The sequence below is a fragment of the Streptomyces sp. NPDC020983 genome (genome assembly GCF_044333485.1).
GTDB lineage: Bacteria > Actinomycetota > Actinomycetes > Streptomycetales > Streptomycetaceae > Actinacidiphila.
Genome location: NZ_JBIRRA010000003.1, coordinates 55,720 through 75,155 on the forward strand (window position 1 = coordinate 55,720; position 19,436 = coordinate 75,155).

General features: G+C 76.4%; 17 protein-coding genes. 9 read left to right on the forward strand and 8 right to left on the reverse strand.

Features of this window, described 5'->3' with window-relative positions; all coding sequences use genetic code 11:
• Positions 1-9: 9 nt before the first annotated feature.
• Together ACH4SE_RS06620 and ACH4SE_RS06625 are read right to left on the reverse strand one after the other, a co-directional pair.
• On the reverse strand, positions 10-2,253 hold the full coding sequence (locus ACH4SE_RS06620; protein WP_398542200.1) for a tetratricopeptide repeat protein: 2,244 nt from the start codon (positions 2,251-2,253) through the stop codon (positions 10-12).
• A gap of 92 nt (positions 2,254-2,345) precedes the next feature.
• A complete protein-coding gene (locus ACH4SE_RS06625) occupies positions 2,346-3,221 on the reverse strand; it encodes an oxygenase MpaB family protein (RefSeq protein ID WP_398542201.1) in 876 nt (291 codons plus the stop codon).
• Positions 3,222-3,379: 158 nt separating this feature from the next.
• Here ACH4SE_RS06625 and dhaK point away from each other — a divergent pair, with 158 nt between their 5' ends.
• The 3 genes from dhaK (at position 3,380) to ACH4SE_RS06640 (ending at position 5,528) form a co-directional block, all read left to right on the forward strand.
• The gene (dhaK, locus tag ACH4SE_RS06630) at positions 3,380-4,372 is read left to right on the forward strand and encodes a dihydroxyacetone kinase subunit DhaK (protein ID WP_398542202.1); all 993 of its coding nucleotides are present in this window, start codon (positions 3,380-3,382) and stop codon (positions 4,370-4,372) included.
• Positions 4,373-4,464: 92 nt separating this feature from the next.
• Positions 4,465-5,127 (forward strand): dihydroxyacetone kinase subunit DhaL, encoded by a 663-nt coding sequence (dhaL, locus tag ACH4SE_RS06635; protein WP_398542203.1) that lies wholly within the window; start codon positions 4,465-4,467, stop codon positions 5,125-5,127.
• Positions 5,124-5,528, forward strand: a complete 405-nt coding sequence (locus ACH4SE_RS06640; protein WP_398542204.1) for a PTS-dependent dihydroxyacetone kinase phosphotransferase subunit DhaM — start codon at positions 5,124-5,126, stop codon at positions 5,526-5,528. The genes dhaL and ACH4SE_RS06640 overlap by 4 nt, the downstream gene beginning before the upstream one ends.
• A 63-nt stretch (positions 5,529-5,591) precedes the next feature.
• On the opposite strand, the gene ACH4SE_RS06645 is transcribed toward ACH4SE_RS06640, so the two are convergent.
• From ACH4SE_RS06645 to ACH4SE_RS06655, 3 genes are all read right to left on the reverse strand, one after another.
• Positions 5,592-5,855: a hypothetical protein gene (locus ACH4SE_RS06645; protein ID WP_398542205.1), complete on the reverse strand. Its 264-nt coding sequence runs from the start codon at positions 5,853-5,855 to the stop codon at positions 5,592-5,594.
• A 167-nt stretch (positions 5,856-6,022) separates the two neighbouring features.
• A complete protein-coding gene (locus ACH4SE_RS06650; RefSeq protein WP_398542664.1) occupies positions 6,023-7,636 on the reverse strand; it encodes a DHA2 family efflux MFS transporter permease subunit in 1,614 nt (537 codons plus the stop codon).
• Positions 7,637-7,846: 210 nt separating this feature from the next.
• Positions 7,847-8,356, reverse strand: coding sequence for an NUDIX hydrolase (locus ACH4SE_RS06655; RefSeq protein WP_398542206.1), 510 nt, complete (start codon positions 8,354-8,356; stop codon positions 7,847-7,849).
• Between the two features lie 189 nt (positions 8,357-8,545).
• Between ACH4SE_RS06655 and ACH4SE_RS06660 the strand changes: the two genes are divergently transcribed.
• A complete protein-coding gene (locus ACH4SE_RS06660) occupies positions 8,546-9,649 on the forward strand; it encodes an O-antigen ligase family protein (RefSeq protein ID WP_398542207.1) in 1,104 nt (367 codons plus the stop codon).
• A 30-nt stretch (positions 9,650-9,679) separates the two neighbouring features.
• On the opposite strand, the gene ACH4SE_RS06665 is transcribed toward ACH4SE_RS06660, so the two are convergent.
• Together ACH4SE_RS06665 and ACH4SE_RS06670 are read right to left on the reverse strand one after the other, a co-directional pair.
• A complete protein-coding gene (locus ACH4SE_RS06665) occupies positions 9,680-10,225 on the reverse strand; it encodes a hypothetical protein (RefSeq protein WP_398542208.1) in 546 nt (181 codons plus the stop codon).
• Between the two features lie 45 nt (positions 10,226-10,270).
• Complete coding sequence (locus ACH4SE_RS06670) at positions 10,271-11,038, reverse strand: glutamate racemase (protein WP_398542209.1); 768 nt, start codon at positions 11,036-11,038, stop codon at positions 10,271-10,273.
• 76 nt (positions 11,039-11,114) lie between these two features.
• On the opposite strand from ACH4SE_RS06670, the gene ACH4SE_RS06675 reads away from it, so the two are divergent.
• Positions 11,115-12,275, forward strand: coding sequence for a glycosyltransferase (locus ACH4SE_RS06675; protein ID WP_398542665.1), 1,161 nt, complete (start codon positions 11,115-11,117; stop codon positions 12,273-12,275).
• A gap of 870 nt (positions 12,276-13,145) precedes the next feature.
• Here ACH4SE_RS06675 and ACH4SE_RS06680 read toward each other — a convergent pair.
• Positions 13,146-14,339 carry a hypothetical protein gene (locus ACH4SE_RS06680; RefSeq protein ID WP_398542210.1) on the reverse strand — a complete coding sequence of 398 codons (1,194 nt, stop codon included), beginning with the start codon at positions 14,337-14,339 and terminating at the stop codon, positions 13,146-13,148.
• Between the two features lie 235 nt (positions 14,340-14,574).
• Here ACH4SE_RS06680 and ACH4SE_RS06685 point away from each other — a divergent pair, with 235 nt between their 5' ends.
• The 4 genes from ACH4SE_RS06685 to ACH4SE_RS06700 all read left to right on the forward strand — a co-directional run bounded on the left by ACH4SE_RS06685 (position 14,575) and on the right by ACH4SE_RS06700 (position 19,421).
• Positions 14,575-15,246, forward strand: coding sequence for a DUF6643 family protein (locus tag ACH4SE_RS06685; RefSeq protein ID WP_398542211.1), 672 nt, complete (start codon positions 14,575-14,577; stop codon positions 15,244-15,246).
• Positions 15,247-15,278: 32 nt separating this feature from the next.
• Positions 15,279-16,109, forward strand: a complete 831-nt coding sequence (locus ACH4SE_RS06690; RefSeq protein WP_398542212.1) for an MOSC domain-containing protein — start codon at positions 15,279-15,281, stop codon at positions 16,107-16,109.
• Positions 16,110-16,234: 125 nt separating this feature from the next.
• Complete coding sequence (locus tag ACH4SE_RS06695) at positions 16,235-16,858, forward strand: hypothetical protein (protein WP_398542213.1); 624 nt, start codon at positions 16,235-16,237, stop codon at positions 16,856-16,858.
• A gap of 160 nt (positions 16,859-17,018) precedes the next feature.
• Positions 17,019-19,421 (forward strand): right-handed parallel beta-helix repeat-containing protein, encoded by a 2,403-nt coding sequence (locus ACH4SE_RS06700; protein ID WP_398542214.1) that lies wholly within the window; start codon positions 17,019-17,021, stop codon positions 19,419-19,421.
• Positions 19,422-19,436 lie beyond the last annotated feature (15 nt).

Sequence of the window (19,436 nt, forward strand, 5' to 3'; positions counted from 1 at the left end):
CCGCGCGGCTCAGCTCCCGGCGGGCGGTGGGACGTTGCGGTGGGCGGCGACGCGTACGTAGAGGGCCTGCGCCTCCGCGGTGCGGCCGAGGCGGCGCAGGCACTGCGCCTCGTCGCTGCGGCTGGCGAGGGTGTCGGGGTGGCCGGCGCCGAGGACGTGCTCGCGGGCGTCGGCCACCTCGTGGTAGACGGCGAGCGCACTGGACCAGCGGCCGAGCCAGCCGAGGGCGACGGCGATCTCCCGCTTGCTGACCAGCGTGTCGGGGTGGAAGGGCCCGAGGACGCGGGCGCGGACGGCGGCCACGTCGCGCGCCTCGGCGAGCGCGCGCTCCCAGTCGCCGAGCCGGCCGAGGTTGACGCCGAGCGCGTGCCGGGCGCGCAGCGTCTCGGGGTCGGTGGTGCCGGCCGTCCTGGCCCTGGCCTCGACGAGGGATTCGTAGAGGGCCAGGGCCTCCGCGCTGCGGCCGAGCCGGCCCAGGCAGATGCCGGTCTCGTACCGGGCGGCGAGCGTGTCGGGGTGGTCGGGGCCGAGGACGCGGGCGCGCGCGGCGGCGACGTCGCGGTAGACGTCGAGCGCCTCGGGCCAGCGGCGGGCCCTGCCGAGCATGTGGCCGACCTCGAAGAGCGTCGTCAGCGTCTGCGGGTGGTCCGCGCCGAGCACCCGGGTGCGCGCCTCGGCCACCTCGGCGGCCAGCGCGTGCGCCTCCTCGGTGCGGCCGAGGCACCCCAGGTTGTAGGCCAGGTTGTGCCGGCACTGGAGGGTGTCGGGATCGTCGGGCCCGGACGCGCGCACCCGGGCGGCGAGCACGCCGGTGTACTCGCGGTGCGCCTCCTCGTGGCGGCCGAGCACCCCGAGCGCGTACGCGGCCTCGTGGCGGGCGGCCAGCGTGTCCGGGTGGTCCGGGCCGAGGACGCGGGCGCGGGCCTCGCCGACGTGCGCGTACAGCCGCAGCGCCTCCTCGGTGCGGCCGAGGCCGGTGAGGCAGTAGGCCGTCTCGTAGCGGCTGGCGAGGGTGTCCGGGTGGTCGGCGCCGAGCGTGCTCTCGCGGGCGGCGGCCACGGCGGTGTGCAGGTCGTGGGCCTGCCGCCACCTGCCCGCCCGGGCCAGGTCGATGGCCTCGGCGTGCCGGGCGGCCAGCTCCGCCTGCGGTCCCGCGGCCGGGCCGGGCGGCGGGGCGGGAACGGGCGGGCGCATCCCGCGGGTGGACCACGCGCCGGTCAGCTCGTGGTGCGGGACGGGCGCGGGCCGGGTGGGGGCGGCGGCGGTGCCCGTGGTCAGGTGCCGCGCCCAGCCGGGCAGTCCGGCGGCCGGCCCCGTCCCGGCGGACGCGGCGGGCGGCTGGTGCGTGAGGCCGCCGCCGCGCAGCGCCTTGAGCCGGCCGCAGACGCCGGCGGCGTCCTGCGGGCGGTCGTCGGGGGCCTTGGCGAGCAGGTCGAGGATGAGCCGGTCCAGCTCGGTCGGCAGCTCCGGGCGCCGGGCACGCGGGGGGTCGGGAGCGGTGTCGCGGTGGCCGACCAGGATCGCCCACGTGTCGCCGAGGTCGAACGGCGGTGCGCCGGTGGCCAGTTCGTAGAGCACGCAGCCCAGCGAGTACAGGTCGCTGCGGTGGTCGACCTCGCCGGAGGCGCCGATCTGCTCGGGCGACATGTAGTGCGGGGTGCCCATGGCCACACCGGTGCCGGTGAGCCGGGAGGTGAAGCCGATGTCGTGGCCGAGCCGGGCGATGCCGAAGTCGCAGATCTTCACCCCGCCGTCGGTGAGCCGCATGATGTTGGCCGGTTTCAGGTCCCGGTGGACGATGCCCTGCGAGTGCGTGTAGGCGAGCGCGTCGGCGACCTGCTCGGCGATGTCGATGACGTCGGGGACGGGCAGCGGGTGCCGCTGGGCGTCGTCGAGGACCTGGAGCAGGTTGCGCCCGTCGAGCAGCTCCATCACCAGGAAGAGCAGGCCGTCGTGCTCGCCGAAGTCGTGGACGACGGTGATGCCGCGGTGCTGGAGTGCCGCGGCGACCCGCGCCTCCCGGCGGAAGCGCTCCTGGAGGACCCGGGTGAAGCCCGCGTCCCTGGCCTGGCCCAGCGGTTTGAGGCACTTCACGGCCACCCTGCGGCCCAGCGCCTCGTCGAGCGCGAGCCACACCTCGCCCATGCCGCCGCGCCCGATCAGCTCGTGCAGCCGGTAGCGCCCCTGGATGACCTCGGCCTGCTCCGCCCCGCCGCCCCGCCCGTGGTGGTCCCCGTGATGTCCCGCCGCCATCGCGTACCCGCCCCCGTGGTCCTCGGTGCTTCCCCGCACTCAGTATGGCCGGGCCGCGCCGAACACGTCACCTCGCATCAGGGCATATCCGCTCAGGCCGTACCCGCCTGCGCCCCGGCGGCGTCCGGCAGCCCGCGGGGGGAGGGGCGCGTGCCGGGGCCGAGCCGGGCGACGGCCCGCAGGATGTGGCCGGGCGGCAGCTGCCAGCGCACCCGCGCGGGGATCGCCCGCAGCAGCCGGCCGGCGGCCCGCAGCCGCCGGTCGGCGGCGCCCGGCGCGGGCCCCGGCCGCCCGTGGAGCTCCTGCGCCCAGGGCGGCAGGGCGGCGTAGGCGGTGCCGGCCACCGCGCGCCACACCGCGATCCGCAGCGGCAGCAGCGGCCAGGGCACGGGCGGCGCGTCGAGGAAGCGCACGATGTCGCCGGATTCGGGCGTGGCGGCGAGCCGCGGCCGTACGGCGTCGAAGTACCCGGCGAGCTCGGCGGTGCTGCCCGGCACATCGGCCGGGTCGAGGCCGACGAGGCGGGCGGCGGTGCGCTGCTCGGCCACGTACGCGTCGGCCTGGGCGGCGGTCAGCGGGTAGCCGGAGCGGCGGGCGACGCCGAGGTAGGAGTCGATCTCGGCGCAGTGCACCCACAGCAGCAGCTCGGGGTCGTCGACGCGGTAGCGCTCGCCGGTGTCCGGGTCGGTCGCGGAGAGCCGGCGGTGGATGCCGCGGACACGGGCGCCCGCGCGCTCGGCGGCGGGCACGGTGCCGTAGGTGATCTCGCCGACGAAGGACGCGGTGCGCAGCAGCCGCCCCCACGAGTCACGCCGGACGTCGGAGTTCTGCACCACCCCGCGCACCGCCCCCGGGTGCAGCGCCTGGAGGTAGAGCGCCCTGATGCCGGCCACCCACATGACCGGGTCGGCGTGCAGCTGCCAGGTCACCGAGCGGGGTCCGAAGAGCCCGGGGTCGGCGTCGCTCATGACGGCCTCCCTTCCCCGGCCCACCGTAGCCGCGCCCGCGGCCGGCCGGGAGGGGCGGGAGGGTACCGCAGGGCCCACGGCCCTTGCCGTACATGGTGCCCCGCGGGCGGTGGAACCGTAGGCTGGAGAGCCCGTGGCCCGTGCGGACGGAGTAGCCGATGAAGATGCTGATCAACGTCGCCGAGAACGTGGTCGCCGACGCGCTGCGGGGTGTCGCCGCCGCGCATCCCGAGCTGATCGTGGACGTGGAGAGGCGGGTGATCGTACGGCGCGGGGCGCCGTACGAGGGCAAGGTCGGGCTGGTCTCCGGCGGCGGGTCCGGGCACGAGCCGCTGCACGGCGGCTTCGTCGGCCGCGGCATGCTGGACGCGGCGTGCCCGGGCGAGGTCTTCACCTCGCCGGTGCCGGACCAGATGGTGCGCGCCGCGGCGGCCGTCGACAGCGGCGCCGGGGTGCTCTTCATCGTGAAGAACTACACCGGCGACGTGCTCAACTTCCAGATGGCCGCCGAGCTGGCCGAGGACGAGGGCGTGCAGGTCGCCACCGTGCTGGTCGACGACGACGTGGCGGTGACCGACAGCACCTGGACCGCGGGGCGGCGGGGCACGGGCGCCACACTCTTCGTCGAGAAGATCGCCGGCGCCGCGGCCGAGGAGGGCGCGCCGCTGGAGCGGGTCGCCTCGCTCGCCCGGCAGGTCAACGCCGCCTCGCGTTCCTTCGGTGTGGCGCTCGCGGCGTGCAGCACACCGGCCAAGGGCGGGCCCACCTTCGACCTGCCCGACGGCGAGCTGGAGCTGGGTGTCGGCATCCACGGCGAGCCGGGCCGCGAGCGGCGCGCCATGATGACCTCCGGGGAGATCGCCGACGCCGCCGTGGACGCGGTGGTGTCCGACCTCCAGCCGGACGGCCCGGTGCTGCTGCTGGTCAACGGGATGGGCGGCACCCCGCTGCTGGAGCTGTACGGCTTCAACACCGAGGTGCAGCGCGCGCTGTCCGCGCGCAACGTCCCGGTCGCGCGCACCCTGGTCGGCAACTACGTGACCTCCCTCGACATGGCGGGCGCCTCGGTGACGATATGCAGGGCCGACGAGGAGCTGCTGCGGCTGTACGACGCCCCGGTCGCCACCCCGGGCCTGCGCTGGGGCTGCTGACCCCGGTCCCGCCCGCGCCCGGCGCACCGCCACCCGGCCCGTACGACCCGCACCTCCTCCCGCACCACCGGCGAAAGGACCGCGCGACCCCGATGAACGCAACCCCCGATCCCGAGGCGCCGGTCGACGCGGCGTTCGCCCGCCGCTGGCTCGCGGCGGCGACCGCCGCGGTCGAGCGCGAGGCCGCGCGGCTCACCGAGCTGGACTCCCCCATCGGCGACGCCGACCACGGCGCGAACATGCGGCGCGGCTTCCTCGCCGCGCGGACCGCCGTCGAGCAGGAGGCGCCGCCGTCCCCGGGCGGGGTGCTGGTGCTGGTGGGCCGCACGCTGATCAGCACGGTGGGCGGCGCGTCCGGGCCGCTGTACGGGACGCTGCTGCGCCGGGCGGGCAAGGACCTCGGCGACGAGCCGGCGGTGTCCCTCGCACGGCTGCGGGACGCGCTGCGCGCCGGGGCCGACGGGGTCGCGCAGCTGGGCGGTGCGGTGCCGGGCGACAAGACGATGCTGGACGCGCTGCTGCCGGCCCTCGCCGCACTGGGCGGCGCCCTGGACGGGGGCGCCGGTGCGGCCGGGGCGTTCGCGGCGGCCTCGGAGGCAGCCCGGGCGGGTGCGGAGGCGACGACACCGATGCGGGCCCGCAAGGGGCGGGCCAGCTACCTGGGCGAGCGCAGCATCGGCCACCAGGACCCGGGGGCGACCTCGTCGGCGCTGCTGGTCGAGGCCTTCGCCGAGGCAGCCCGGGAGGACGCATGAGCACCCCGCTCGTCGGAATAGTGCTGGTCTCGCACAGCGCGCAGGCCGCCCAGGCGGTCGCCGACCTCGCCGCCGGGCTGAGCGGCGCGGGCGGCACCGTGCCCGTCGTACCCGCGGGCGGTGCCCCGGACGGCGGCTTCGGCACCAGCTCCGACCTGATAACGGCCGCGGCGAACTCGGTGGACCGGGGCGCCGGGGTGGCGGTGCTGGCCGACCTGGGCAGCGCGGTGCTCACCGTCAAGGCGCTGCTCGCGGACGAGGAGCTGCCCGCAGGGACGCGGCTGGTGGACGCCCCCTTCCTGGAGGGCGCCGTCGCCGCGGTCGTCACCGCCTCGACCGGCGCCGACCTGGACGCGGTGGCCGCCGCGGCGGCCGACGCGTACACCTACCGCAAGTTCTGAGCGGGCGGCCCGTGGCCCCTCCCCCGGTCGCGGGAGGGGCCACGGGCGGACGGGCCGGACGGATCAGCGGCCGTAGACCAGCAGCGTGCGGACCATCCGGCAGGTGGTGTCGGACGGCTCGTGGACACCGATCCGCTCGGCGGCGTCGCGTATCCGCCCGTTGCCGGCCTGGGCCGGCTCGTACACGCCCGCGTCGAGCAGGGCGATCACCAGGCGCATGGACTTCAGCCGCCGGTTGTGCGCGACGTACCACGCACGCGGACGGCCGGCGGGCAGCGCCCGCCTCGGTAGCGGACTCTTCGGCGGGGACAGTACGGCAGCGGGCATCGGCAACCTCCTGCGGCGTCGGCCGAACCTCTCGAACACTCCCGATTTTACTGCCCACCACTGACAAAGTCCGCTGGCCAGACGCCATATGACGAATGTTTGTACGACACCTCCGCCGCGCCGTCCGCGCCGTCCGTGCCGTCCGTGCCGTCCACCGGTTCCCGGCGTCACCCGGCGGCGGCCGACGCGGTCTCCTCCTCCGTCATCGGCAGCCCGTGCGGGTTACCGGACGCGCCCGCGTGCGGGATGACGAACAGGCAGCTCAGCGCGCCGACTGCGAGCACGCCTGCGCAGACCAGCAGCGTCGGCCCCATGGCGTCGACGAAACCGTGCGCGAAGACCGTCCCCGCGGCTCCCCGGATCCGCGCGGCGGTGCCCGCCGGGACGTCCCCGGGCAGCGCCGGGCCCGCCGTCCCGGACGCCAGGTCCAGCCGCCGCCCGGCCGCGTCGAAGCCGTGCACGAAGGAGGCCCGGTAGGCGGCCGGCACGTCGACCGCGTGCCGCGCGGCCTGGTCCTTCAGCCCGGCGGCGAACCGCCCCTGCAGCACCGCCCCGACGACGGCCCCGGCGAGCACCGAACCCATCTGCCGCAGCGCGTTGTTGACGCCCGAGGCGGCACCCGTCAGGTGCGGCGGCACATTGCGCATCGCCTCCCCCGCCATCGGCGAGAAGGTGCACCCGGTGCCCAGGCCCATGAGGAACAGCGGGGTCACGACGCCGGTCCAGCTGCCGCCGGCGTCCGCGGCCGAAGCGATCCACACCAGGCCGCCGCCGAACAGCAGCAGTCCCGCCAGCAGGACGTACTTGGCGCCCAGCCGGTCGGCCAGCACCGATGCGGGCCCGGCCGTCACGAAGGTGCCGGCCGACAGCGGGAGCAGCACCAGGCCGGCCTTGAGCGCGCTGTAGCCCAGCACCGACTGGAGGTAGACGGTGAGCGGCAGGAAGAGGCCGACGATGCCGAAGGAGACGGCGACACCGACGACGTTCATGAGGGTGAAGTTGCGGTCGCGGAAGAGCGCGAAGGGCACCAGCGGTTCGCCGTCCTGGCGGCTGCGCTGGTGGAGCAGGAAGCCGGCCCCGAACACCGCGGAAGCGGCCAGGCAGACCACGATCCAGCCGTTCCAGTCGTAGCGCCGGCCCTCCGTCAGCCCGAAGGTCACCAGGAACAGCGCGACCGTGGACAGCACGGTGCCCGGCACGTCGAAGCGGTGCCGCACGGTGCGCACCGGGGCCGGGAACCAGGCGAGGGCCCCGATGACGCACAGCACGCCGAGCGGGACGTTGACGAAGAAGATCCACCGCCAGTCCAGCCGGGTGACCAGCAGGCCGCCCACCGTCGGCCCGGCGGCCCCCGACACCCCGGCCACCGCGCCCCACACCCCGAGCGCGGCGCCGCGCCTGCCCGCCGGGAAGACGTCCACGATCAGCGACAGCGTCTGCGGCAGCAGCATCGCCGCGCCCACGCCCTGCACCGCCCTGAAGGCGATCAGCTCGCCCGGGCCCTGCGCCAGCCCGCACGCGAGGCTGGCCACCGTGAACAGCGCGACACCGCCGGCGAAGAGGTTCCTCTTGCCGTTCAGGTCGCCCAGCCGGCCCGCGGTGATGAGCAGGACGGCCAGCGCCAGCGTGTAGGCGTTGGTGACCCACAGGACCTGGTCCAGGGACGCGCCCAGACCGCCCACCATGTCGGGAACGGCGATGTTGACGATGGTCAGGTCGAGCAGCGTCATGAAGAACCCGACGGACAGCACGGAAAGGACCGCCCACGGGTTGCCCCGCATTGAACTCACTTTTCCCTCCTCGCCGCGTGCGCGCGCCCGCGGCCTCGTGGTCGTGCCGTGCGGTCCCGTACGGGACGGCGCGGCACGCGGACGAGCCGGTGCGCTCGGCGCGCCCTCACGGCTCCTGCCGGTCAGAGGGGCGCCGCGGGGCGCGATGTGACATCGCGGCGGGGCGGGGAAAGGGCGGGGCGGCGGACCCGCCCGGCGGGGTCAGGGCACCCGGTAGCCCCGGTCGGCGCTGCCGGGGAGCGCGGCGGGCGCGAACCAGGTGGGGTCCTCGCGCAGCGCCAGTTCGATCCGGCCCCGGGCCGTGGGCCCCAGCGGGGGCAGCTCGTCCACGGCGAACCAGCGCACGTCCAGCGACTCGTCGTCGTTGACCCGTGCCTCCCCGCCGACGGCGCGGCAGCGCAGCACGATGTCCACGTACTGCGCCCGGTCGCCGTTGGGGTAGACCACCGGCTCGTTGGTGAAGACGCTCAGCACCCGTTCCACGACCGCCAGGACGCCGGTCTCCTCCTCGACCTCCCGCACGGCCGCCTCCGCGGGCTGCTCACCCGGGTCCGGGATGCCGCTCAGCAGCGCCCACCTCCCGGTGTCGGCGCGCCGGTTGAGCAGGACCCGGCCGCGGTCGTCGAACACCACCATCACCACGCCCGGCAGGAAGAGCAGGGTGTCGCCCGCCTTGGCACGGATGTCCAGGATGAATTGCGGAGTCGCCATGGACCGAGCCTACGAGACGCCGGGTGAACACCACGTGCGCACCACGTTTCCCAGTGACGACAAGCTTGCCGCGCACCTGTCCCCCTCGGCCCGCCCAGCCGTTACCGTGACCCGGGAAGAGCGCCCGCACGGGGAACGAGGGCGTGACGGCAACCCGTCGCGCCCTCGTGGGTCAGGGGGTACCGGGGGATGGACACGACGGCCGGCGAACCGCCGGGCGCCGCGCGGGCACGGCCGGCGCCGCTGCGGCCGGACGGGCCCGCGGACCGCAACCGCAGGCGCGGCCTCACCGACGCGGCAGGCGTCGCGGTGCTCGGCTGCGCCTCGGCGTGGGCGCTGGTCGCCGCGGCGGGACGGCCCGCCCGCCCGGAGGGCACGCTGCTGGCCGTCCTCGCCGTCTCCGCCGGCTACGCGCTCGGACGCGTCCTGGGCGCGCTGCTGCCCGCGCTCGCGCCCGCCGCGGCCGCCACCACCGTCCTCGCCCTGGTCCTCGCCCCCGACGGCCGGCTGACCGCCCGCGGGGGCGCCCCGCCGCTGGGCTACCCGAACGCCGACGCCGCGCTGCTCGTGCTGGCCGCCGGCGCCGCGTGCTGCGCCGCCTGGACCGTACGCGACCGCCCGCGGCGGATCGCGCTGCGCACCGCGGGGCTGGGCGCGGCCGCCGCGGCACTGGCGCTCGGCTCGGCCGCCGGATGCACCGCGGGCGTGGCGGTCGTGCTGTGGTCCCTGACCGCCGCCCGCCTCCGCCACCGGCTCCCCGCGCTGGCCGCGCTCGGCCTGGCCACCGCCCTCGCCGTGGGGGCGACCTGCGCGGTCGCGGCCGGCGCTCTGCCGGCGGGTCCGTCGGCGTCCCTCACCGGCCGGCCCGCCCAGACCCGCGCCGACCTCTGGCACCGGGCCGTCACCCTGGCCGAGGACCACCCGCTGCGCGGCGTCGGCCCCGAGCGCTTCGCCGACGCGGACGGCGCGGACGCCGACCCCTTCGCGGCGCCCGCCACCGGCCCTGCCGCCCCGTCCCCGCAGTCCGCGCCGCTCCAGCTCGCCGCCGAGCAGGGCCTCCCCGGCGTCGCGCTGCTGGCCGCGTCCTTCGCGTGGCTGCTCACCGCGCTCGGGCGCTCGCCACGCCCCACCCCCGTCGTCCTCACCGCCGGCGCCACGCTGACGGCCCTGGCGATGCTCGCGGCCGTCGACCACGTACTGAGCTACGCGGTCGTCACCGCGGGTGCCGGCTTCGTCGCGGGCGTGACGACGGCCCGCCCGCTCGCCCCGGAGCGGACGCCACCGGACGACTGAGCCGGACGGGTGAAGAAGCGGCGGCCCGGTTCAGGACCTGGCGATCGGGCGGGAGCGCAGGCGCAGCCAGGCCGCGATGGCCTGCACGGCGCCCTCGGGGTCGTCGACCGTGACGGTGAAGCGCCGGTCGCCGCCCAGATCGATGACGATGCCGGGACCCCGCCGGACGATCACCGCGGTGCCCTTCTCCGGTCGCCAGCGGTAACCCCAGCCGCCCCAGCTGCGCGGGCTGATCAGCGGGGCCAGCCGGGCGCCGCTGACATCGGCGAGCGGGATGCGGCGGCGGGGCACCCCGATGTGGCCGCAGCGCACCTCCACGCACTCCCGGTCCACCCGCACCTTCACGTGCGTGAAGGCGACCGTGCCGAAGAGGATCAGCAGGCCGGCGGCCAGGCAGCCGACGACGGACATCACCAGGGGCACGAGATCGGTCGTGGCCGGCTGGTCGACGGCCAGCTCGACACCGAGGGCGAGGCAGGCCGCCCCCACCGTGGCGAGGACCCACTGCATGCGGTTGCTGGCGCGGCCCGTCCACACCTGGGGCGCGACGGACTCCGAGCGGGGAGCGTGCGTCATGCTCGAAGCGTACTCACCCGGCACGTTTCGGGCAGCCCCGCCGCGTCAGGCCGTGGCGGGTGTCACGCAGAGCGCGGCTCCCTGGGGGTAGGCCGCAGCGACCGCCTGCAGCGGTGCGCCCACCCCGTTCAGGAGCACCTCCAGGCCGCCGCCGCCCTCCGTCACGTCCCCCGCGGCGGCGATCCGGCGCAGCGCCTGCGCGGCGACCGCCTCCGCGGAGCCGAACAGCTCGGCACCCGGCACGGCGGCCGCGATACGGTCCGCGACCAGCTCGTAGTGCGTGCAGCCCAGCACGACCGCGCGCACCCCTTCCGGGGTCAGCGCCGCGGCGGCCGCGACCGCGGCCCGTACCGCGGTCTCGTCGCCCGCCTCCACCGCGGCGGCGAGGCCCGGGCACGGCACCTCGGTCACCTGCGCGCCGCCGCCGAACTCGGCGATCAGCTCGCGCTGGTAGGCACTGCCCGTGGTGGCGGGGGTGGCCCACACGGCGACGGCACCGCCGCCCGCGGCCGCGGGCTTGATCGCGGGCACCGTGCCCACCACCGGCAGGCCCGGCTCCAGCGCGGCCCGCACCGCCGCCAGCGCGTGCACGGAGGCGGTGTTGCAGGCCACGATCAGCGCGTCCGGACCGCGCTCGGCGGCGTCCAGCGCGCAGCGCAGCGCGCGGTCGCTGACGTCCTGCGCGGTCCGCGGCCCCCAGGGCATGCCCGCCGGGTCGCTCGACAGCACCAGGTCGGCGTCCGGCCGCAGGCGCCGTACGGCCGCCGCGGCGGCCAGCAGTCCGATCCCGGAGTCCACGAGTGCGATCTTCACGCCTTCACAATAGGCGCCGCCGGGACCGCACAGCCGGGCGGCACCCGCGGTGCGGCAGACTGCGCGGGTGACGGTGATGACAGTGATCGCGGGGTTGTCCCTGCTCGTGTGGGTGTGGCTGCTGCTGGGACAGGGCTTCTTCTGGCGCACGGACGTCCGGCTGCCACGCGCGGCCGCGGAGCCCGGGCGGTGGCCGGCGGTCGCCGTCGTGGTGCCGGCACGGGACGAGGCGGAGGTGCTCGGCACGAGCCTGCCGTCGCTGCTCGCACAGGACTACCCGGGACGGGCCGAGGTCTTCCTCGTCGACGACGGCAGCACCGACGGCACCGGCGACCTCGCCCGCGAGCTCGCCTCCCGGCACGGCGGGCTGCCGCTCACCGTCTCCTCCCCCGGCGAACCCCCCGCCGGCTGGACCGGCAAGCTGTGGGCCGTGCGGCACGGCATCGCGCTCGCACGCGAACGCACCGGCGCCGAGTACCTGCTGCTCACCGACGCCGACATCGCGCACCGCCCGGACAGCCTGCGCGCCCTCGTCACGGCCGCCACGGGGGCGGACCTCGACATGGTGTCCCTCATGGCCAGGCTGCGGGTCGAGACCGGCTGGGAGCGGCTGATCGTGCCCGCCTTCGTCTACTTCTTCGCCCAGCTCTACCCCTTCCGGTGGATCAACCGGCACCGCTCCCGCACCGCCGCGGCCGCGGGCGGGTGCGTCCTGATCCGCTCCGCGGCCGTCGACGCGGCGGGGGTGCCGGACAGCATCCGGCAGTCCGTCATCGACGACGTCGCGCTCTCCCGCGCGGTCAAGCGCTCCGGCGGGCGGATCTGGCTCGGCCTGGCCGAGCGCGTCGACAGCGTCCGCCCCTACCCCCACCTCGGCGAACTGTGGCGGATGATCGCGCGCAGCGCGTACGCGCAGCTGCGGCACAACCCGGCGGTGCTGGCCGGCACGGTCCTCGGACTCGCCCTCATCTACCTCGTCCCGCCCGCCACCGCCGTCGGCGGGGCCGCCACCGGCTCCTGGGCCCTGTGCGCGGCGGGCGCCGCCGCGTGGGCCGTCATGACCCTCACGTACGTGCCGATGCTCCGCTACTACGCCCAGCCGCTGTGGCTGGCCCTCACCCTGCCCTACACCGCGGCGCTGTACCTCCTCATGACCGTCGACTCCGCCGTCCAGCACTACCGCGGCCGCGGCGCCGCCTGGAAGGGCCGCACCTACTCCCGCCCCGACCTCACGTAGCCCCTCCGGGGCCGGCCCCTCCCGCCCGCTCACGACGGGGCCCGCGCCCGCGCCCGGCGGCACCGCGCTCGGGCGGTGGCCGCTTGCCGGTACGTGGGCGGCTTACCCGCCGTGGGGGTTTCCCGCGCCTGGCGGCGCCGCGCTCGGGCGGTGGCCGCTTGCCGGTACGTGGGCGGCTTACCCGCCGTGGGGGTTTCCCGCGCCTGGCGGCGCCGCGCTCGGGCGGTGCCCGCCCGGGGTGCGTGGGCGGCTTGCCCGCCACGGGGGACGCCTCGGGCGGTGCCCGCCCGGGGTGCGTGGGCGACTGACCCGGCGCCGGGGTGCCCGCGCCTGGCGGCGCGGGGTGTTCCCACCCCCACCACCCGTGCAGATTCGACGTCGGCTGACGGCCTTCTCGTGGGGGTGCGCCGCCGTCGGGGGCGAACCGCAGTCCCCGAACTACGTTCACCCCCACCGGCAGGCAGCCGCCATACCGGCCCGGGAGGGGGACGATCCGGGGGTGCCCCCGCAGGAATGCGCACCCCACCGCCCAACGACCTGGGGAGAGGCCAGACGCGCATTCCGAGGAGGTACCCCCGGAGTGGCACCCGACCCCACCCCCCGAGCGCAAGCGCGATGCCCCGCCGGGCAACCCGGGGGCGCGGGGAACTGCGCGAGCAACCCACCACCGGCAGAAACGCGAACCGCCACCGCAAGTGGCACCCCCTCAGGGGCGCGAGGAACGGCGCGACCAGCCCCCACCGGCAGAACGGCGAACCGCCCACCCCAAGCCGCACCCCCAGGGGCGCGGGGAACGGCGCGAGCACCCCCCCCCACCGCAAGGCCGCGGCCCACCGCAACGGACACCCCGCAGCGCAAAACGGCCCACCCTCACGCGTCCGCAGGAACCCAGCGGAGAGCCCACCCGTAGGCGTAGTCGACCGTGCGCTGGGGGCTGAGGCCCGGGCGGGCCGGGAGGTAGCGGGCCTCCCGGCGCAGGCGGAGCGCCTCGCCCTCCCGCACGAGCAGCAGGAGCGCGCACACCGCGGACTCGCCCCCGCAAGGAGGGAGCTCGAAGTCCGCCGGCGGCCCGTGCTCGGGCCGCACCTCCACCGTGCCGCCCGGCTCCGCGAAGCTCCCCCCGCGCAGCGCGAGAAAGACCAGCACCCGGCGGAAGCTCACCGCGTGGTCGAGGTTGACGGTCAGTTCGGCCCTGCCCCCGGCGCCGCCTGTGTCGAGCTGCACGTAGGGCGGCAGCCAGAGCGCCCCGGTGGCACCGCCGAGCGCCTGGACCACCCCCTTGCGCCCGTCGGCGAGTTCGAAGAGCGCCCCCAGCTCGGCGCCCGGCACGCCGCCCCCGCCCGGCACAGCGCCCGGCACGCCCTCCCCGCCCAGCACAGCGCCGGACACGCCGCCCCCGCCCAGCACAGCACCGGACACGCCCCCCTCGCCCAGCGCAGCGCCCGGCACCCCCACCCCGCCCAACTCGGCGCCTGACACGCCCTCCCCGCCCAGCGCAGCGCCGGACGCCCCCACCCCGCCGTAGGCGATCCGCAGCAGCCCGGGCCCCAGCCGCGTGCCCTCGGCGCCGCGGCGCCCGGCACCGCCCGCGCCCGCACCCCGGGGGCGGCGACCCGCGGAAGGGAAGGGCGGCGCGGCCCGGTGCAGGGCGCGCAGCCGCCACTCCCCGCCGTCCCGGTAGCACTCGCCGACCACGGTGGCGGGCCCGCCGGTGACTCCCGGCAGCTCGATCCGCACGTGTCTTCCGGCGGCGAGGGCGCGCAGCCCCGGGGCGGGAATCCGCGCGGCGGGCCCGCCCTCGGCGCGGATCACCACGAGCACCGCGGTGACCGCACTTTCGAGTGATGCCAGGTCGAGCACGAGGGTGTCGAGGGCGGTGCCGTCGGCACCGTCCTCCCGCGTGTGGGTGACGGCTCCCGAGGCGGGCCCGGGGGCGCCGGCGACGACGAGGTCCGCGGGCCCGCGCACCGCGCCGTCCGCGAGCAGGAGCGCGCACAGCTCCGCCCGCGGTAGGCCCTGCCCCGTGCCGCGGCGGAACTCCATCCGGACTTCCGCGCTCGGCAAGCGGACACTTTCCCCCCTGCGCAGCAGCACTGCACCCCTCCCCCCGTGCGTCGCGCCTCCCCGGCATCCCTTCCGGCGCGTGCCTTTTACCTGATCACAGCGCTGTTCCATGACCGGTTTCCGGGGATTCGCTCGTATTGGGGACATCGTGCCACGAGGAAGCCGTCAAACACCCGTCAAACAACCCTCTAATCGGTCTCCCCAACGACCACATCGTGGGCTTAACTTATGGCCCATGACCACCCCTCGCGGTTCGTACGGTGGCGGCTACGGCAGCTACCCCTCGTCTGCGTCCTTCCCGGACACCCCGATCTACGACAGCCTCGTCGCCGAGCGCGGCACGCCGCAGATCGCCCCGATCCGCGTACCGACGCCGTACTCCGGTTTCGACTCCGGGATGCCCGCCGGCTACGGCGGCGCCAACCTGCCCGCCCCCCGGGCGGCGCTTCCCGCCCTCCCGGCCGGCCCGTCGTCGCCCTCCTACCAGTCGCCGCAGCCTGCGGCGCCGAACGGCTACCCGGGCGGCGGCTACCCGCAGCCGCCCGCGCCGTACGTCCCGCAGCAGGCCCAGCCGCCGCGCGGCGGCTACCCCGGCGGACCCGGCAACGGCTTCAACGGCAACGGCTTCAACGGCAGCGGCCCCGGCACCAGCAGCCTCAACGGCGCAAGCTTCAACGGCGGTTTCCCGCCCGGCAACGCGCCCATGGGCGGGCCGATGGCCCCGCCGGTGAACGGCCACCAGGGCGGCTACGGCGGCGGCGCGCCGCAGCAGCCGGGCGGCTACGAGGCCGCCCGCCCGCTGCCGCCGCGTCCCGTGCCGCCCCGGCAGGCCCCCGGCGGCCATCCCGAGGAGCAGTACCCGAGGCGCAACCTCGGCAACGGCGGCGGGGGCTACTACCAGGGCTGAAGCGCGGGGCTCCCCGCTGGCACCATGGCGCCATGATTTCGCTGACGCTGAGTGCCCTGAACGTTCATCCGGTCAAGTCCCTGCGCGCCGTCGGCGTGCGGGAGGCGGTGGTCGAGCCCTGGGGGCTCGCGGGGGATCGCCGCTGGATGCTGGTCGACGCCGACGACACGGCCGTGACGCAGCGCGAGCACGCGCGGCTGGCGCTGGTCGGTGCGCTGATGCTGCCCGGCGGCGGCCTGCGGCTGTCCGCGCCCGGTCTGCCGGACCTCGAGGTCGCGGTGCCCCCCGCGGGGGCGGAAGCGTTCGGTGTGCGCCTCTTCTCCGGGAAGGTCGACGTGGTCGCGGCCGGCCCGTCGGCCGACGCGTGGTTCGGCGCGTATCTCGGCGAGCCGGTGCGCCTGGTGTTCCTGGACGAGCCCGCCGTCCGGCGGCCGATCGACCCGGCGTTCGCGCGGCCGGGCGAGACCGTCAGCCTCGCGGACGGCTACCCGCTGCTGCTGACGTCGTCCTCCTCGCTCGACGCCCTCAACGCGCTGATCGCCGCCGGGGACCGCCCCGGGGAGGGCCCCCTGCCGATGAACCGCTTCCGGCCCAACGCGGTGGTCGACGGCGCCCCGGCGTGGGCGGAGGACGGCTGGCGGCGGGTGCGGATCGGGGAGGTCGACTTCCGGGTCGCCAAGCCCTGCGCGCGCTGCGTGGTCACCACCACCGACCAGGCCACCGCCGCCCGCGGAAAGGAGCCCCTGCGCACGCTGGGGCTGCACCGCAGGGTCGGCTCCCGCCTGCTCTTCGGCCAGAACCTGGTGCCGGAGGGCAGCACCGGAACCCTGCGCGTCGGCGATCCGTTCACCGTGCTGGAGTGACGGACGGACATGCCCCGAGTCGCCCGCGGTCGCCCTTCCGGCGGGACAACGGTGACCGTGTGCGTCGGTCGCGCCTTCCGCGGGTATGCGGGGCGGTAGGTGGACGGGTGAAGGGGGTGCCGGCCGTGGCTCGTCGGAGCAGGAGCACCAGGTTCGGGTGGCGTTGGCGGCGCAATCCGCTGCGCCGGCGTTCCGATGTCGTCGAGGCCTGGCTCGGCCTGGTCACGGTGGTGCTGTTCTGCACGGTGCCGCTCGCCGGCTGGTGGGCCGGCCAGTCGGTGGACCGCGCCCTGACCCGGGTGGCACGTGTCCAGCGGGCCGAGCGCAGCCTCGTGGCCGCCGCCTCGGTGCCCGCGTCCGCCGCGCCGGGCGCCACGACCGCCCCCGGCGCGGAGCGGACGGCGGGCCGGGTGGTGGATCCGGTCGGCGAGGAGGTGCTGCGCTGGACGGCGCCGGACGGCACGGCGCACACCGCGAAGGTGCCGCTGGGGCTGGAGGTGTGGCGCGGCAGGCGGCTGCTGCTGTGGACGGACCACCGGGGCGCGCTGGTCGCGCCGCCGCTGGACCGGGCGACGGTCCGCGCGCACGCCGCCCTCGCCGGGATGACGGCGGCGGGCGTGGCCGCGGGCACCCTGCTGCTGACCCGGCAGCTGCTGCTGTGGCGGCTGACGCGGCGCAGGATGGATTCCTGGGACCGCGCGTGGGCGCGGTTCGACCAGGACTGGGGCCGGGCCGGCGCGGGCGGCTGACACGGTGGCGCACGCCCGCGACGCGCGGGTACTCCGGTGCGCGGGCGGATGCGCCGGGCCGCGCCGACCGCCTGACGGGTCGTCGTCAACGGCTCCCCTTCGCGCACGCTACGGTTGAGCCCCGGTCGGCCGACGCAAGAGGTGGGGGCAGGGCAACCCGATGGCACATGGCGTGGTGCAGGTCACCAACCCGAGCAGTTCACGGTGGCGTCGCCGCACGGGCGAGTACGGCACGGTGGCCGACGCGCTGGCAGCCGCCGCCGACGGCGACGTGCTGACGGTGGGTCCGGGCACGTACCGCGAGAACCTGGTGATAGACCACGCGATCACGCTGCGCTGCGCGGATGGGCCCGGCACGGTCCGGATCTCCCCCTCCTCGGGGGTGGCGGTGACGGTGCGGGCCGCCGCGGCGGTGCACGACCTGGTGGTCGAGGGGCAGGACAGCACGGCCGCCGCCCTGCTGGTCGAGAACTGTGCGCCGGAGCTGACGGGACTGCGCGTCAACGCGCGCTCGGCGGTCGGCGTGGAGGTGCGGGACAGCGCCCGGCCGACCGCCCGGCGGTGCACGGTCGACAACCCGGCGGGCGTCGGCATCAGCGTGCTGGACGCGGCGGGCGGGCTGTTCGAGGACTGCGAGGTGCTCGCCGCCGGGCAGTCCGGCGTGACGGTGCGCACGGGCGGCAGCCCCCGCCTGGAGCGCTGCCGGGTGCACCACGTCTCGGGCTCCGGCCTGTCGGTCACCGGTGAGCACAGCTCGCTGGAAGCGGTCGGCTGCGAGGTCTACGAGGTGCGCGGTACGGGGCTGCACGTCTCGCAGCGCGCCTCGGGCCAGCTCACCGACTGCCGGGTGCACGGCACGACCGGCGACGGGATCACGCTGGACTCCGACGCGGTGCTGGCCATGTCCGACTGCGAGGTCCACGACATCCCGGAGAACGCCGTCGACCTGCGGGCCCGCGCGGTGCTCACGCTGACCCGCTGCACGGTCCGCCGCTTCGGCCGCAACGGCCTGTCGGTGTGGGATCCGGGCACCCGGGCCGACGCCAACGCGTGCGAGATCCACGACAGCACGGGCGACTACCCGGCGGTGTGGGTCAGCGACGGCGCGGTCGCGATCCTCGACGCCTGCCGCGTGCACGACGTGCCGGACGCGCTGTTCGTGCTGGACCGCGGCTCGCGCGCGGACGTGGTGGACAGCGACTTCACGCGGATCCGCAACACCGCGGTGTCGGTGAGCGACGGCGCCAACGTCCAGCTGGACGACTGCCGGATCCGCGAGGCGGCCACGGGTGCCTGGTTCCGCGACCACGGCAGCGGCGGCACCTTCGCGCAGGTCACCATCGACTCCGCGGCGACCGGCGTGATCGTCACCAAGGGCGCGGATCCCGCGCTGGAACGCTGCACGGTGACCAACACGACCGAGTCCGGCATCTACGTCTCGGCGGAGGGCCGCGGCACCTTCACCGCGTGCCGGGTGACCGGCAGCAAGGGCTACGGCTTCCACATCATCGACGGGTGCCGCTCCACGCTGACCCGCTGCCGTACCGAGCGCTGCGCCCGCGGCGGCTACGAGTTCGCCGAGCCGGGCCCGGTGACGGAGGACTGCACGAGCGACCGGGCCGCGACGCCCGAGCCGGCCCCCGTCACGGTGCCGCCGGTGCCGGAGCGCCAGCCGGCGAGCCAGTCGTACGGGCTGCTCGGCGGGGTGCCGCAGCAGTCCGCCGGGCCCGCGGCGCAGCCGGCGCCCGCCGGGCGCGACAGCGCGGAGGTGCTGGCGGAACTGGACGCGCTCGTCGGCCTGGAGGGCGTCAAGCGCGAGGTGCGCACCCTCATCGACATGATCTCGGTGGGCCGCCGCCGCCAGCAGGCGGGCCTCAAGGCGTCCTCACCGCGCCGCCACCTGGTCTTCACGGGCTCCCCCGGCACGGGCAAGACCACGGTGGCGCGGCTCTACGGCGAGATCCTGGCGTCGCTCGGCGTGCTGGAGAGCGGCCACCTGGTGGAGGTGGCCCGCGTCGACCTGGTCGGCGAGCACATCGGCTCGACCGCGATCCGCACCCAGGAGGCCTTCGAACGGGCCCGCGGCGGCGTGCTGTTCATCGACGAGGCCTACGCGCTCGCGCCGGAGGACGGGGGCCGGGACTTCGGCCGCGAGGCGATCGACACCCTGGTCAAGCTCATGGAGGACCACCGGGACGCGGTGGTGGTGATCGTCGCCGGCTACACCGCCGAGATGGAGCGCTTCCTGGCCTCCAACCCCGGTGTGGCGTCCCGCTTCTCGCGGACGATCACGTTCGGCGACTACTCCGCCGAGGAGCTGCTGCGGATCGTGGAGTCGCAGGCCGCCGAGCAGGAGTACCGGCTCGGCGACGACGCGGGCGAGGCCCTGCTGAAGTACTTCACCGCCCTGCCCAAGGGCCCCGCTTTCGGCAACGGCCGGGCGGCGCGGCAGGCCTTCGAGGCGATGGTGGAGCGGCACGCGGTACGCCTGGCGCACGTCGACGAGCCCACCCACGACGAGCTCCAGCTGCTCTACCCGGAGGATCTGCCCGAACTGCCCTGACTCGCGCTGCCCCGG

Bases quoted from the DNA above. Each gene is read 5' to 3' on its own strand.
- dhaK (WP_398542202.1), top strand. From the start codon at position 3,380: ATGAAGATGCTGATCAACGTCGCCGAGAACGTGGTCGCCGACGCGCTG.
- ACH4SE_RS06675 (WP_398542665.1), top strand. From the start codon at position 11,115: ATGACAGTGATCGCGGGGTTGTCCCTGCTCGTGTGGGTGTGGCTGCTG.
- ACH4SE_RS06655 (WP_398542206.1), bottom strand. From the start codon at position 8,356: ATGGCGACTCCGCAATTCATCCTGGACATCCGTGCCAAGGCGGGCGAC.
- ACH4SE_RS06700 (WP_398542214.1), top strand. From the start codon at position 17,019: ATGGCACATGGCGTGGTGCAGGTCACCAACCCGAGCAGTTCACGGTGG.
- dhaL (WP_398542203.1), top strand. From the start codon at position 4,465: ATGAACGCAACCCCCGATCCCGAGGCGCCGGTCGACGCGGCGTTCGCC.
- ACH4SE_RS06690 (WP_398542212.1), top strand. From the start codon at position 15,279: ATGATTTCGCTGACGCTGAGTGCCCTGAACGTTCATCCGGTCAAGTCC.
- ACH4SE_RS06685 (WP_398542211.1), top strand. From the start codon at position 14,575: ATGACCACCCCTCGCGGTTCGTACGGTGGCGGCTACGGCAGCTACCCC.
- ACH4SE_RS06625 (WP_398542201.1), bottom strand. From the start codon at position 3,221: ATGAGCGACGCCGACCCCGGGCTCTTCGGACCCCGCTCGGTGACCTGG.
- ACH4SE_RS06645 (WP_398542205.1), bottom strand. From the start codon at position 5,855: ATGCCCGCTGCCGTACTGTCCCCGCCGAAGAGTCCGCTACCGAGGCGG.
- ACH4SE_RS06620 (WP_398542200.1), bottom strand. From the start codon at position 2,253: ATGGCGGCGGGACATCACGGGGACCACCACGGGCGGGGCGGCGGGGCG.
- ACH4SE_RS06640 (WP_398542204.1), top strand. From the start codon at position 5,124: ATGAGCACCCCGCTCGTCGGAATAGTGCTGGTCTCGCACAGCGCGCAG.
- ACH4SE_RS06660 (WP_398542207.1), top strand. From the start codon at position 8,546: ATGGACACGACGGCCGGCGAACCGCCGGGCGCCGCGCGGGCACGGCCG.
- ACH4SE_RS06650 (WP_398542664.1), bottom strand. From the start codon at position 7,636: ATGCGGGGCAACCCGTGGGCGGTCCTTTCCGTGCTGTCCGTCGGGTTC.
- ACH4SE_RS06665 (WP_398542208.1), bottom strand. From the start codon at position 10,225: ATGACGCACGCTCCCCGCTCGGAGTCCGTCGCGCCCCAGGTGTGGACG.